This is a genomic window from Acinetobacter kyonggiensis, assembly GCF_900107285.1.
Classification (GTDB): Bacteria; Pseudomonadota; Gammaproteobacteria; order Pseudomonadales; family Moraxellaceae; genus Acinetobacter; species Acinetobacter kyonggiensis.
On the sequence record NZ_FNPK01000045.1, the window covers coordinates 1 to 10,382 of the forward strand.

The window sequence follows — 10,382 nt, forward strand, 5'->3', positions numbered from 1 at the left end:
TATTGTGAATTCAACATCGCGCATGGTTTAAATAAAATCGCCATTAACAGTAAAATCAAGAAGAATTATCCGTATTTGAAAGCGGAGGATATATCAGATTTTAAGAAAAATTTATTAAAATTGGATGCCCATCCGATTATTAAAAAAGCACTGCTGTTCAAATTACATACTGGCGTGCGAGGGGCTGAATTGTTATTGGCTGAGCCTCATCATTTTGATTTAAATGAAAAAATCTGGAAAATACCTGCCTTGCATATTAAACAGTTTCGACGAAAAGTCATATTAGGCCATGAGATTCCCGACTTCTTAGTTCCACTTTCAGATCAGGCTTTAGATATTTTAAAAGACGTCATGCAGTGGTCATACGGTGAAAAATACCTTTTTGCTAGCCCTCGCAAACACAATCAACCGATTCATTTTAATACTCTAAATATGGCCATACGTAAGATGGGGTATGGCAAACATCAACTATCTTCTCATGGATTACGTTCTACTTTTAGTACCATTTTGAATGACTCAGGTTTGTTCCAAGATAATTGGATTGAGGCACAACTTTCACATATTGATAAGAACCGTACCCGTGCCAGCTATAATCACGCTGACTATTTAGCTCAACGGACTGAAATGATGCAGTGGTGGGGTGATTATTTAAGTACTACTAAATGAAAATCGTACTTTTATACATAAACTTAAAACATTATGGGGTGTCAAATGGATAGTAAACAATATACTTACCGTGTTACATGGTCAGCAGAAGATAATGAGTATGTTGGGTTGTGTGCTGAGTTTCCATCATTGTCTTGGCTTGATGCGGATCAGTCTAAAGCATTCTCAGGAATAGAGGAGCTCGTTGCTGATGTTGTCGCTGATATGATTAGCAATAATGAAAAAGTTCCTACACCACTCTCCGGAAAAATATAGTGGTCAGTTTATTGTCATTATTCTCAGTGGTTTAACAAAAACTAGCCCTCGAAGCCGCAGAACGTAGTGTGGACATGAATCGTTTAGTATCAGTAAAAAGAGCGATGTAATTTTAGTACGAGTGAGTGATAGAGCAGGAACTTATGCTTCATATATTCTGTAAATCGTATGAATTAATAGGTATTTTTAAAGAAAGTTTCTTTGATTTAGTGCTTTTTATTTAAAAAATTAATTTTTAAATACAACTTAGGCTAATTGATAAACACTATCTGGAAAGATTAAAAGAAAATATTTTTTAATTTCTGCTAATTCATTTAAGGCAGGTTCCCTTTCAAGCAGTTGAAATGTCCAAATAAGTACAGCCTGATGATTATCATAGCAAGTATTTACTCCAAGAAAATTAGCCATTCCATAACTTCTATTGATGTTCATTTCTTTAATTAATTGATTTCCTAAGTCACGAGCTTGCTGGCTGATCAATAACTCATTTGGTAACACGGCGGTCATCTCCACAAAATAATCTAATGCAGGTTCAATCCTTATATTTAAAAAGTTATAATTTAGTTGAAATGGATAAAATATACTTTCTATAAGTTGTAATAACCTGCTGTAGGTTAATTTTAGCAAAGTATTACTCAGTCAACAACTTCAAATAACTCACAGCAAGTTATTTTTTGTAAATTAATTTAAATATGATTACTTGTAAGTTATCTAGCCTCATGGGCGATAGAAAAATTTTAAAATTAAGTGAAGTGGTGCATGCAACAGGTATCAATCGCAACACGCTCACAAGTATGTATTATGACCGTGCTGTACGTATTGAATTACCAGTCGCCGATAAGTTGTGTAAGTACTTTAACTGTACGATGAATGATTTGTTTGAGTTTAAGGAAGAAGTTGAAGAAAAGGATTAACTAATACTTCGTTTGATAAGTTTTCCCTACAGGTCTAATACTGAATTTTATAAAGCTTCATCGAAAACATATATTTACTTTATTATTTATATAAAGGAATCAATCGAATGATAGAGGTATTTTTCTTATAACTTAGTTAAGAAGAGGGGCTAATGACCCACAATAGCGGTAACTATTGTGGGTTTGTTCCATGTAATGCAAATTGCCGTACAAGGAATTTAAAATGACTTCACTCCTCATCTTACGTTGCCCTTGTACTTATTGCAAGATTTTGAGTCTTTTTACAGGATTTTTCATTACACCATTTAAATTACTTCTTTTTATCATGTCGATAATGTTGGGTGCCAAGGCCTGTCGCCATAACATTTGAAATTGAAAGTTCTATAGATGTCCGCAATCCATCGAATAATTGAACCTCATTTGATGCACGAAGATAGTCCAATATATTTTCGCTCAAGGACTCTATGATTGCTTTGGGATTTCTAATTCTAAATTGATCACTTTCAGCCAATTTAATGAGATGTGACAGGTCTGGAAATGCTTTACTACCCGCCAGTTTGAGTGCCATTTTATGATCAATGGATTCATAAATGAGTGTATGCGTAATATCGAAAGGTGGCGAAACAAAAATGTTCTTCATATCTGAGGAATATTGCAGAGCAAAGTACAAGTTAGAGTGAAAAACAGGCTTAAGCAGCACAATATAACTGATGCAGGGTTTGCATAATCGTCAGGATTCTGGGGTCAGATACTTGATAGAAAATCTGTTTACCTTCACGACGAGTGCTGACCATATTATTTTTACGCAGTACAGTCAGTTGTTGGGACAGTGTTGGTTGATGAATATCAGTGCTTTCCTCAATTTTCTGTACATTGAGTTCGCCTTCTACCAAGACACATAAAATTTTTAGGCGGTCAGGATTTGATAAGACTTTTAAGTAGTTTGTGACTATATCGACTTCCGAAAAATCAATTTTAGCCTGATTAGTTCCAGTATTCATTACGATCTCCTTCAGTCCTGCATAGTTAAAAATCATTTATGAAAGAATATCACAGAGTGCTTGATTAATATTATATATTATATATTATATATAAATATATTGTAAACTTAAGTAGACTCGCTATGCATGATTTCCTGATTGCTTTTCTCGGCGGTTTGATGCTCGGTGTATCGGTCGTTGGTTACCTGTATGTGCATGGTCGTATCGCAGGCATCAGTGGCTTAATCGGACAGGTGCTGAATCCTAAAATGATGTTTAAAACATCTGCGATTTGGTTCATGGCGGGTTTAATCACGGTGCCATTTATCTATGGACTGTTTGTTCAGCCAGAAATTGAATTGAATGCGAGTCCGCTGATGCTGGTGGTTGCGGGTCTCTTGGTCGGCTTTGGTACCCGCTTAGGTTCAGGCTGTACCAGCGGTCATGGCATTTGCGGGATGAGTCGTTTGTCTAAACGTTCCATCGTGGCCACCATGAGTTTCATGTTTGCTGGTTTTGTCACTGTTTATATTGTTCGTCACGTGACTGGAGCATTTTAAAATGAAAAATATTTTAGCTTTTATTTTTGGTGCTCTTTTTTCTGTCGGACTGATGGTTTCAGGCATGTCCAATCCGGAAAAAGTGCTGGATTTCCTGGATCTGTTTGGTGACTGGGATGCAAGTCTGGCCTTTGTGATGATGGGTGCAATTGCCGTGGCATTTATTCCCTTTCAAAAAGCCATGCGTTCTGCAGCACCGAAAACCGTATTTAACGAACCTATTGTATTGCCCACCAGTCAAAAACTTGATCCACGCTTAATCATTGGCAGCCTGTTGTTTGGTATCGGCTGGGGGATTGCTGGGGTATGTCCAGCACCAAGTTTCACCTTGATTGGCCTGGGGCATTACCATGTCTTCTATTTTATTATCGCGATGTTGATTGGCGTATTGCTGCACCGTAAATGGGCTGGAGAATAACGATGGCAAAACACCCACTGGTACAGGATTTTTTTGACGAGGCGACCAATACCTTCAGTTACGTGGTATCCGATCCAATAACAAAGCGCTGTGCCATCATTGACAGTGTGCTGGATTATGATGCGGCATCTGCAACCACTTCAACCACACAGGCAGATCGTATCATTGCCTATGTCAAAGCACAGACTTTAGACGTGGAATGGATTTTGGAAACCCATGTTCATGCAGATCACTTGACTGCAGCCCAGTATTTGAAACAGGAACTGGGCGGAAAAATTGCAATCAGCAAGAAAATCGCTGTGGTGCAGCAGACCTTTGCTGCAATTTATAATCTGGATCTCAAGCAGGTGAATGCTAGTCAGCCATTTGATCATTTATTTGAAGATGGTGAGCATTTCAAAATCGGTGAGCTGGATGTCTATAACATAGCAACACCGGGGCATACGCCTGCTTGCTTGAGCTATGTGGTTGAAGATGCCGTCTTTGTCGGCGACACGCTGTTTATGCCGGACTATGGTACGGCACGTTGTGATTTTCCAAAGGGCAGTGCAGAAACGCTTTTTGATTCGGTACACAGCCTGTATCAGCTACCAGAAGATACTCGGGTCTTCTTGTGTCATGACTATCTGCCTGAGTCACGTCATGCGTATCAGTGTGAAACCACTGTTCAGATGCAGAAACAGCATAATATTCATGTGCATAGCGGGATCAGTAAAGCCGATTTTGTCGCAATGCGTCAGCAGCGTGATGCGGGACTGAGTATGCCGAAGCTGATCCTGCCTTCCATTCAGATCAATATGAAAGGTGGACAGTTTCCAACGCCAGAAGAGAATGGGGTTTCTTATTTAAAACTTCCGCTCAATTACTTCAAATAGACATGTTTCAAGATTAAACAAAAAGTTTGGTCTTTTGTTTAATTGCATTAGCAAAGAGAGGAACAGTGGCTATGTGGGTGTTAATACTGGAAGGGTTGGCCATCGGTGGCTTGCTGGGTTTAACTGGTGCTGGTGGCGGTATCCTGGCTGTACCGGCACTGATGGCGAGTCAGGGCTGGACCGTGGCACAGGCTGCGCCTGTGGGCTTGCTGGCAGTGACTCTGTCTGCCTTGGTCGGAACGTTCGAGGGTTTATTCAAGCGTATTGTACGTTATCGCGCTGCGCTCTGGATCGCCCTGATCAGTATTCCTTCAGCACGCTATGGCGTAAATCTGGCTGGTATTGTTTCTCCGGTCTGGCTGACGATGGCTTTCAGTCTAGTCATGTTGATTGTGGCTTACCGGATCTTCTTTAACAAAGTTAATGACCATGAGAATCCACCGTGTAAGGTCAATCAAACGACCGGTCGCCTGATCTGGAATGTGAAAACGGCCTCGTTCCTCGCCGGTATTGGTGTAGTTGCGGGTTTATTAACTGGCCTGCTTGGGGTTGGTGGTGGTTTTGTAATTGTTCCAGCGCTGCGTAAATTCACAGACCTCGATATGCGTAGTATCGTTGCGACTTCCCTGATGATTATCTTCCTGATTGGCAGTGTCAGTATTTCTGCCCACGTTCTGGATGGTTTTCAATATCCTGTTTCGGTTACCCTGACTTTTGTTCTGGCTTGTATCATTGGGATGCTCATTGGGCGTAGTTTGATACCTTTGATAAAGAGTAATCAAATCCAAAAGGTTTTTGCTACGACTGTGATTGGGGTGGCAATCTATTTAATCTATTCAGCACTCATAGGCTAGTCCTGTGCATTGTATGGATAAAGAATGCATGAGTTGATGTATGACTACATGATCTGTCATCTGAATGAATATCAAACAGGTGTAGAGTCTAAAATGAATTTAGCAAATGGGCTGTTTGCAATAGTGTGATCGTTGCAACAGTGCTGGAATGAGAGTTTATAACAAAGTGCTTTTAAGTTGCTGATCTGGCATTTATAACAGATGAGGCTAATTTTGATGAGTGAGGAAGAGTAGAAATGATGAAAACTGCAGAGCAAATCATTCTGAATGCGAAAAGACGGATTCAGGAAGTGAGTGTAGATGACTTACTTGAAGCCATGAAAAATCATAAAACCATTCTAATTGATGTTCGGGAACCAGATGAATTTCAGGCGGCAGCGATAGACCGTGCGGTGAACTATCCTCGTGGTGTTTTAGAAATGAGGATTCACCAGCATCCTTTGGCGAGCCATCATTGCGATACCCTACAGGCACTGGAACATCTTAAAGATCAGCCGATCTATTTGATCTGTGGTACAGGCGGCCGTTCGGCACTGGCTACAGATACTTTGCAGAATATGGGTTTTACTCAGGTTAAATCCGTTCAAGGGGGATTTCAAGCATGGCTAGAGCAGGGCTATCCGGTACAAAAATAATCTATTGAATAAACAAAACCTTATTGTTGATTGTTTAGTTTGAGAGAAAGTCATGAAATACAAAGAATTAACCCAGAATATTTCAGGTAATTTAAGAACGCTCAGCCAGGATTCACCTGATTTAATGAAAAGTTTCAATCAATTATCCCAGATCGCAATGCGTGATGGTGTGATTGATTCCAAAACCAAGGAATTGATTGCCTTGGCGATTGGTGTGGCTGCACGTTGTGATGGTTGTATCGGTTTTCATGTCAGGACGTTGGTCAAAATGGGTATGACCCTGCAGGAGCTGGAGGAAGCTCTGGGCGTTGCTGTGTATATGGGCGGTGGACCTTCATTGATGTATGCCGCAAATGCCCTGGAAGCATTTAAAGAGTTTTCCAACTGATTGGATAGTGGCGTAAATGGAGTGATAAAATGAGTCAGCACTGGAATGAATTGTATGCCCAGACGCAGGACCTATACGGCACAGCAGCAAACCTGTTTATCCAGGAGATTGCGCGGAAAATCCGGATTGAAGGTAAAACACTGGCAATTGCTGAAGGAGAAGGAAGGAATATCCTGTACCTGGCTGAGCAGGCAAGACAGGATAATTATCCTTTTTCGGCAGAAGTTTGGGATTATTCCGATGTTGCTTTGAAGCATCTGTCCAGCAAAGCCGAAGCCACAGGGATAAATCTTGAACTCAGACATGTTGATTTAACAGCAGCTAAATGGCCGTCCGAGCGTTATCAAAACGTGATTTGTGTATTTGGTCATTTCGATACAGAAACACAAACAAAGGTTTTAGAAGGCATAAGAGAATCTTTGCTAAACGGTGGATGGTTTATCGGTGAGCTGTATTCCAAGGAGCAGATCAACTATAAAACTGGTGGCCCTAAAAATATCGAATATTTATACTATCCGTGGGATATTTTGCAGGTTTTCAAGCAGGATCATATCCATCATTTTTATGTTGGAGAGCAAGAAAGACAGGAGGGAGAATTACATTGTGGTAAATGCCATGTTATTCAATTTGCGATACAAGTGATGAAGTAAAAACAAGTGAATTCTTAAATGTGATGCAAATATTCAGCATTGCAGTACTTTAAGAAAGAGGTTTTATTATGTCAAATCGGTTCAAAAATAAAGTTGCCCTAGTTACTGGTGCGGGTTCTGGAATTGGGAAAAGCACAGCTATGCTTTTAGCGAAGCAGGGTGCAAGTGTTGTAGTCTCGGATATTAACTTTGAAGCAGCACAGAAAGTTGCTGAGGAAATTGTATCTTTAGGCGGTAAAGCGGCTGCGAATAAAGCCAATACGGCTGAACCTGAAGACATGAAAGCAGCGGTTGAATTTTCAATTAGCACGTATGGTGCCCTTCATTTAGCTTTTAACAATGCTGGAATATTGGGTGACGTTCAGCCAATTGCAAATTTAAGTATTGAAGCTTGGCGTCGTGTGATTGATATTAATTTGAATGCGGTCTTTTATGGCCTACATTATCAAATCCCTGCAATATTGGCAGCCGGCGGTGGTGCAATTGTGAATACAGCATCAATTTTAGGTTTAGTTGGGACTGAAAATATTTCTGGTTATGTTGCAGCTAAGCATGGTGTAACCGGGCTTACTAAAACGGCTTCGCTAGAATATGCTAAAAAGGGTATTCGTATTAATTCAGTACATCCTGGTTATATTAAAACGCCTTTAATTGGTGAGTTTGATGAAGCTGAACTGATAAAATTGCATCCAGTTGGTCGTTTAGGAAATCCGGAAGAAGTTGCACAGGTCGTTGCTTTCTTACTCTCTGATGATGCATCTTTTGTAACGGGCAGCCAGTATGTAGTAGATGGGTCATATACTTCACAATAGTTAATTTTAGGAAAGGCCTTCATTTGATTGAGAAGGTTTTCCTTTTGTAATTTATTAGAAGCATCTGTCTTACAAATAAAAAATGCCTGATGAAATTCGTCAGGCATTTATATGAAATATAGTGTCAACCTATTTCAAACCTAGACAATTTAATGTTTTGATCAAATAGCAGTTAGGTAAGATGTATTTTATCAGCGAAAGTTTCCATTAACTTTTAAGGGAAACTTTAACTATGGTTTCAGATTTTATTCAAGCATACACAGAAAATAATCTAAAGCATTTAACGAAAGCGCAGAGGTAGGCGAGTTAAACTAAACTCTTAATAAAATTATCAGGATCAATTTCGCCAGTCACAATAACATGTACGCCAATATTTTTGAGTTTTTCTCGTAATCTGTCCCCCATCCCTGTAGTTACGAAAATATCCATAGGTAACAGTTTTTCTAGCACCTCACCCGACTGAGAAAATGATGCTTCTTTCTCCACCTCAATGAGCTGTTTGTCCATAACTTTCCCATCTTTGAGCTCATATTTCCAGAATTTTCGGCATTTCCCAGCGTGCGGAGTAATATGACGTCGGTTCTGTGATGTAATTACAATTACCATAAAGATTTCTCCAAACCAAACCGATACTACTGCTCTTTATAGGTATGTATCGGTTCATGATGATTTATAAGTTAAGCTTGTAGTGACAAAAACTATTCAAAAACATAGCTAATACTATTCAAGCAAGATTTTCCAAAACAAACTGAGGTGACTTGATAAAGAGTTTCAACAAAGCTTGGGCTGAGCTTGAGGGATGACGAACTCCACGTTCCCAACTTTCTAAGGTACGGGCGGAAATACACAGTTTTGATGCTAGTTCTGTCTGTGAAATATTGAGAGCTTGCCGGATCCTTACAATTTGTTGTGCTAAATCCAGACAACAGTTGTTATTAAAATCACTTTTTAGGTGATGTGCCTGATCATGCTGAAGTAGATTCATCATTGTGTCCTCCTTATCGATATACTAAAAAGTTGTAATAACACTTTGAAAAATTAGAAAGTCATTGAGACTGTGATAGTTGGACTTCAAAAAGATTTAGATACAGACAAATCAAAAGTCATATTAACTATTACGGATAGGATTACGGTGACTGAAGATGTCGATTGTGAGCTGCCTACATATTCTGGATAGATGAATATTTTCGACCATATCGCAAACTAGGAAGACTGCTCAGCGATATCACATCTGCTGATTTAATGGATGAATGTTAGAGGAGGAGCACGGCTCTGAGGAATAAGGAACCAGGGAGTAGGTTGGGACAGCGTATATGGGACAAATGTACTGAAGAACTGCAGTAAGGTCTGAGTTCTGATCAGTACTAGTCTGAGTTTGGTATCGAGTAGCGGTAGGGTATAGCTGTGCACCAGGCAAAACTGGCAGTCATGACCGGTATGTGCATCATCCCGCTCTTGATGTTCATGTCGATCCTGCACATGTGCGAGGATATGTGCATTGCTTTGGTCTGCTCCGCTGGCTTGATTGCTATGCGGATGTGATGTTGCGAAGCTGTGGTGTGGATGAACGTTAGTAACTTCTAGATGTAATGCTGCGGCAATAGTTTTACATACCGAAAAAACACTGTGTTTTTCTGGCAATAAAGGCTGCAGGAACACAGCGATCTGTAACAAGATTGCTGATAACCCCAGCAATCTTCCCAACATCATGAGCACTTCACTACACTTTTATGGACATTACATAGGTTATAGTATAACAAAATATAAAATTTATAATTGAAAAATAGACGATAAAATCGATTTTAATCTGCTACTAAACATAATTTTATTTTTTCTTTATGGAATAGGAAGCGTAAGATCATTCTGGAGCGAATGAGGTCTTATTAAAGTTGGACTGCATTGTAGGTTTGGTTATTAAAAAGTCATTGTATTTTCTATGAGGATAGATTTGAAGTTTAACCCAAGATTGGCTTATATTTATTTTACTACTTATTTTTATTTTAAATCCTTATAAATATAAGTCGCGGAGGCTTTGTTGCACAAACCTATCTGTAAAGGGTTTTTCAGCGATATAATTTTCAAATGAAGAAGCCTACACACAAAATCTACCGCACAACCAATTGGCCCGCATATAACCGAGCACTCATGAGTCGCGGAAATATTGCCATTTGGTTTGATCCTGCTACGCAATGGTATGCTCCATCAAAAGGCAAACAAGGGCGAAATCAAACCTACTCCGACGCAGCCATCCAATGCTGCTTAATGATTAAATCCTTATTCCGTCTGTCTTTACGTATGGTCACTGGCTTTGTGCAAAGTCTGATTAAACTTTGCGGATTAAATTGGATAGCTCCAGATTACACCACGCTTTGTAG

Annotated in this window: 18 protein-coding genes; 13 read left to right on the forward strand and 5 right to left on the reverse strand. The window is 39.5% G+C overall.

The window, feature by feature from the left end:
• Both BLV99_RS17210 and BLV99_RS17215 read left to right on the forward strand, forming a co-directional pair.
• Positions 1-666: tyrosine-type recombinase/integrase (locus BLV99_RS17210; RefSeq protein ID WP_139243569.1), on the forward strand; the 666-nt coding region annotated here is incomplete at its 5' end.
• Between the two features lie 33 nt (positions 667-699).
• Positions 700-921, forward strand: a complete 222-nt coding sequence (locus tag BLV99_RS17215; RefSeq protein WP_086374384.1) for an antitoxin HicB — start codon at positions 700-702, stop codon at positions 919-921.
• A 246-nt stretch (positions 922-1,167) separates the two neighbouring features.
• On the opposite strand, the gene BLV99_RS17220 is transcribed toward BLV99_RS17215, so the two are convergent.
• Positions 1,168-1,419: a hypothetical protein gene (locus BLV99_RS17220; protein WP_004658363.1), complete on the reverse strand. Its 252-nt coding sequence runs from the start codon at positions 1,417-1,419 to the stop codon at positions 1,168-1,170.
• 194 nt (positions 1,420-1,613) lie between these two features.
• Here BLV99_RS17220 and BLV99_RS17225 point away from each other — a divergent pair, with 194 nt between their 5' ends.
• A complete protein-coding gene (locus BLV99_RS17225) occupies positions 1,614-1,835 on the forward strand; it encodes a helix-turn-helix domain-containing protein (RefSeq protein WP_004658364.1) in 222 nt (73 codons plus the stop codon).
• 310 nt (positions 1,836-2,145) lie between these two features.
• On the opposite strand, the gene BLV99_RS17230 is transcribed toward BLV99_RS17225, so the two are convergent.
• Both BLV99_RS17230 and BLV99_RS17235 read right to left on the reverse strand, forming a co-directional pair.
• The gene (locus BLV99_RS17230) at positions 2,146-2,403 is read right to left on the reverse strand and encodes a hypothetical protein (protein WP_228157021.1); all 258 of its coding nucleotides are present in this window, start codon (positions 2,401-2,403) and stop codon (positions 2,146-2,148) included.
• A 121-nt stretch (positions 2,404-2,524) separates the two neighbouring features.
• Positions 2,525-2,836: an ArsR/SmtB family transcription factor gene (locus tag BLV99_RS17235; RefSeq protein ID WP_016165477.1), complete on the reverse strand. Its 312-nt coding sequence runs from the start codon at positions 2,834-2,836 to the stop codon at positions 2,525-2,527.
• Positions 2,837-2,958: 122 nt separating this feature from the next.
• On the opposite strand from BLV99_RS17235, the gene BLV99_RS17240 reads away from it, so the two are divergent.
• The 8 genes from BLV99_RS17240 (at position 2,959) to BLV99_RS17275 (ending at position 8,007) form a co-directional block, all read left to right on the forward strand.
• Positions 2,959-3,375: a YeeE/YedE family protein gene (locus BLV99_RS17240; RefSeq protein ID WP_016165476.1), complete on the forward strand. Its 417-nt coding sequence runs from the start codon at positions 2,959-2,961 to the stop codon at positions 3,373-3,375.
• Position 3,376: 1 nt separating this feature from the next.
• Positions 3,377-3,793 (forward strand): DUF6691 family protein, encoded by a 417-nt coding sequence (locus tag BLV99_RS17245; protein WP_068911061.1) that lies wholly within the window; start codon positions 3,377-3,379, stop codon positions 3,791-3,793.
• A gap of 2 nt (positions 3,794-3,795) precedes the next feature.
• Complete coding sequence (locus BLV99_RS17250; RefSeq protein WP_068911062.1) at positions 3,796-4,668, forward strand: MBL fold metallo-hydrolase; 873 nt, start codon at positions 3,796-3,798, stop codon at positions 4,666-4,668.
• A 71-nt stretch (positions 4,669-4,739) separates the two neighbouring features.
• Positions 4,740-5,522 carry a sulfite exporter TauE/SafE family protein gene (locus BLV99_RS17255; RefSeq protein WP_068911063.1) on the forward strand — a complete coding sequence of 261 codons (783 nt, stop codon included), beginning with the start codon at positions 4,740-4,742 and terminating at the stop codon, positions 5,520-5,522.
• A gap of 239 nt (positions 5,523-5,761) precedes the next feature.
• A complete protein-coding gene (locus BLV99_RS17260) occupies positions 5,762-6,157 on the forward strand; it encodes a rhodanese-like domain-containing protein (RefSeq protein ID WP_068911070.1) in 396 nt (131 codons plus the stop codon).
• Between the two features lie 52 nt (positions 6,158-6,209).
• Positions 6,210-6,545, forward strand: a complete 336-nt coding sequence (locus BLV99_RS17265) for a carboxymuconolactone decarboxylase family protein (RefSeq protein WP_068911064.1) — start codon at positions 6,210-6,212, stop codon at positions 6,543-6,545.
• Positions 6,546-6,574: 29 nt separating this feature from the next.
• Positions 6,575-7,195, forward strand: coding sequence for a class I SAM-dependent methyltransferase (locus BLV99_RS17270; protein ID WP_068911065.1), 621 nt, complete (start codon positions 6,575-6,577; stop codon positions 7,193-7,195).
• 68 nt (positions 7,196-7,263) lie between these two features.
• Positions 7,264-8,007, forward strand: coding sequence for an SDR family NAD(P)-dependent oxidoreductase (locus tag BLV99_RS17275; protein WP_068911066.1), 744 nt, complete (start codon positions 7,264-7,266; stop codon positions 8,005-8,007).
• Between the two features lie 306 nt (positions 8,008-8,313).
• Here the strand turns inward: BLV99_RS17275 and BLV99_RS17280 are convergent, their stop codons facing one another.
• Both BLV99_RS17280 and BLV99_RS17285 read right to left on the reverse strand, forming a co-directional pair.
• Positions 8,314-8,613 carry a NifB/NifX family molybdenum-iron cluster-binding protein gene (locus BLV99_RS17280; RefSeq protein WP_068911067.1) on the reverse strand — a complete coding sequence of 100 codons (300 nt, stop codon included), beginning with the start codon at positions 8,611-8,613 and terminating at the stop codon, positions 8,314-8,316.
• A gap of 118 nt (positions 8,614-8,731) precedes the next feature.
• Positions 8,732-8,992 carry a helix-turn-helix domain-containing protein gene (locus BLV99_RS17285; protein WP_086374386.1) on the reverse strand — a complete coding sequence of 87 codons (261 nt, stop codon included), beginning with the start codon at positions 8,990-8,992 and terminating at the stop codon, positions 8,732-8,734.
• A 454-nt stretch (positions 8,993-9,446) separates the two neighbouring features.
• Between BLV99_RS17285 and BLV99_RS18645 the strand changes: the two genes are divergently transcribed.
• Positions 9,447-9,581, forward strand: a complete 135-nt coding sequence (locus BLV99_RS18645) for a hypothetical protein (protein ID WP_265936613.1) — start codon at positions 9,447-9,449, stop codon at positions 9,579-9,581.
• A 508-nt stretch (positions 9,582-10,089) separates the two neighbouring features.
• On the forward strand, positions 10,090-10,382 hold a 293-nt coding region (locus BLV99_RS17295; RefSeq protein WP_171250912.1), incomplete at its 3' end, for a transposase.

What these genes read in the sequence shown, in the direction of transcription:
- BLV99_RS17270 (WP_068911065.1), top strand. Translation starts at nt 6,575, where the DNA reads ATGAGTCAGCACTGGAATGAATTGTATGCCCAGACGCAGGACCTATAC.
- BLV99_RS17265 (WP_068911064.1), top strand. Translation starts at nt 6,210, where the DNA reads ATGAAATACAAAGAATTAACCCAGAATATTTCAGGTAATTTAAGAACG.
- BLV99_RS17285 (WP_086374386.1), bottom strand. Translation starts at nt 8,992, where the DNA reads ATGAATCTACTTCAGCATGATCAGGCACATCACCTAAAAAGTGATTTT.
- BLV99_RS17240 (WP_016165476.1), top strand. Translation starts at nt 2,959, where the DNA reads ATGCATGATTTCCTGATTGCTTTTCTCGGCGGTTTGATGCTCGGTGTA.
- BLV99_RS17280 (WP_068911067.1), bottom strand. Translation starts at nt 8,613, where the DNA reads ATGGTAATTGTAATTACATCACAGAACCGACGTCATATTACTCCGCAC.
- BLV99_RS17225 (WP_004658364.1), top strand. Translation starts at nt 1,614, where the DNA reads ATGATTACTTGTAAGTTATCTAGCCTCATGGGCGATAGAAAAATTTTA.
- BLV99_RS17235 (WP_016165477.1), bottom strand. Translation starts at nt 2,836, where the DNA reads ATGAATACTGGAACTAATCAGGCTAAAATTGATTTTTCGGAAGTCGAT.
- BLV99_RS17215 (WP_086374384.1), top strand. Translation starts at nt 700, where the DNA reads ATGGGGTGTCAAATGGATAGTAAACAATATACTTACCGTGTTACATGG.
- BLV99_RS17250 (WP_068911062.1), top strand. Translation starts at nt 3,796, where the DNA reads ATGGCAAAACACCCACTGGTACAGGATTTTTTTGACGAGGCGACCAAT.
- BLV99_RS17260 (WP_068911070.1), top strand. Translation starts at nt 5,762, where the DNA reads ATGAAAACTGCAGAGCAAATCATTCTGAATGCGAAAAGACGGATTCAG.
- BLV99_RS17230 (WP_228157021.1), bottom strand. Translation starts at nt 2,403, where the DNA reads ATGGCACTCAAACTGGCGGGTAGTAAAGCATTTCCAGACCTGTCACAT.
- BLV99_RS17275 (WP_068911066.1), top strand. Translation starts at nt 7,264, where the DNA reads ATGTCAAATCGGTTCAAAAATAAAGTTGCCCTAGTTACTGGTGCGGGT.
- BLV99_RS17255 (WP_068911063.1), top strand. Translation starts at nt 4,740, where the DNA reads ATGTGGGTGTTAATACTGGAAGGGTTGGCCATCGGTGGCTTGCTGGGT.
- BLV99_RS17245 (WP_068911061.1), top strand. Translation starts at nt 3,377, where the DNA reads ATGAAAAATATTTTAGCTTTTATTTTTGGTGCTCTTTTTTCTGTCGGA.